The organism is Lysinibacillus fusiformis (assembly GCF_002845985.1).
In the GTDB taxonomy this organism is placed as follows: domain Bacteria; phylum Bacillota; class Bacilli; order Bacillales_A; family Planococcaceae; genus Lysinibacillus; species Lysinibacillus fusiformis_D.
In genome coordinates this window covers 1-1,286 of sequence record NZ_PDFK01000020.1, presented here as the reverse complement: position 1 = coordinate 1,286, position 1,286 = coordinate 1, and the positions used below count along the sequence as shown (strand labels likewise).

General features: G+C 37.9%; 2 protein-coding genes. Both read right to left on the bottom strand.

The genetic code is table 11. The features are described 5' to 3' along the window. A partial coding sequence (locus tag CRI88_RS22195; RefSeq protein WP_180957845.1) for an IS3 family transposase occupies positions 1 to 775 on the bottom strand: 775 nt, incomplete at its 3' end. Then, positions 760 to 1,266, bottom strand: coding sequence for a helix-turn-helix domain-containing protein (locus CRI88_RS22190; protein WP_180957783.1), 507 nt, complete (start codon positions 1,264 to 1,266; stop codon positions 760 to 762). The genes CRI88_RS22190 and CRI88_RS22195, both read right to left, overlap by 16 nt. Positions 1,267 to 1,286 lie beyond the last annotated feature (20 nt).

Sequence of the window (1,286 nt, the reverse complement as noted above, 5' to 3'; positions counted from 1 at the left end):
AGTCTACTAACGCTTTTTTGAATGCTTCGTAGTTCTTAAACGTTGTTGCGTATAGAAATTCTGATTTCATAATGCCAAAAAAGCTTTCTATCACGGCATTATCTAAACAATTTCCTTTCCGTGACATACTTTGCTTGATTTCATGTGTTGCCAATAACGCTTTAAAACGTGGTATTTGATATAACCATCCTTGATCAGAATGGACGATTAAGCCACTCTTTTTCGATAACTTTGTATACGTAAACGCCTTCTTAAAAGACTGTTGAACTAACTCAAAATTAGGTGATTTTGATACCTCATACCCAACGATTTCTCGATTGAATAAATCTAATACAGCGGATATATAGATTTTTTGACCGTTTATTTTAAACTCCGTTACATCGGTTACCCATTTCTGATTGGGTGCAGTGGCTTCAAAATCACGTTGGATGACATTCTCTGCGACATAGCCGACTGTCCCTTTATACGAACGGTATTTTTTAGGGCGTACCGTCCCTTTTAAGCCCAATTCTTGCATCAATCGTTGGACCGTTTTATGGTTGATGAAAAACCCTTCATTTCGGAGGGCTAAACAAATACGACGATAGCCATAACGCCCCTTATGGTAATGAAAAAGCGTCTGAATTCGTTCTTTGATCGCCTGATATTTATCTGGTTTTACCCATTTTTGGAGATGATAATAATACGTACTTTTCTTAAGTTTCGCGACTTTTAATAGAGCTTGAAGAGGAAAATCCAACCTTAGCTCATAGACAGCTCTTACTTTTTCTTGGATTTGAAGGCATCCTTTTCTTGAACTAAGGCTTTCAACTTTTTTAAATAGGCATTTTCCATCCGTAAATACTCAATTTCGGCTTTTAACTCATCCGTTGTTTTTCCATTTAAATCGGACGAAGGTGGTTGTTTTTTTGGCATTGATTGGCGCTCCTTTTCTACTTGATAGAGCACCTCACCAGCCGTTGACATCCATTGTTTTTTCCATCTCCGAACGGTTTCACGGGAAGGAATATTAAACTTCGCAGCAGTCTGAAGGAGCGAATCGCCCGTCTCTATCAGGTGTTGAATTACTTTTATTTTAAAAGAATCTTCGTAATTCGTGAACCCTTGAGGACGAATAATTCCTTCGATGCCATGATAGCGATATAATTCAATCCATAATCGAATGTACTGTCGATCCCTCTGTAATCGATTGGCAATCTGATACGTACTTTCTTTTTCTTCAAAGTAAGCTAGAACTGCGGCTAATTTTTGTTCATCAGAAATCACTACCTGCACCCCCTATAGTA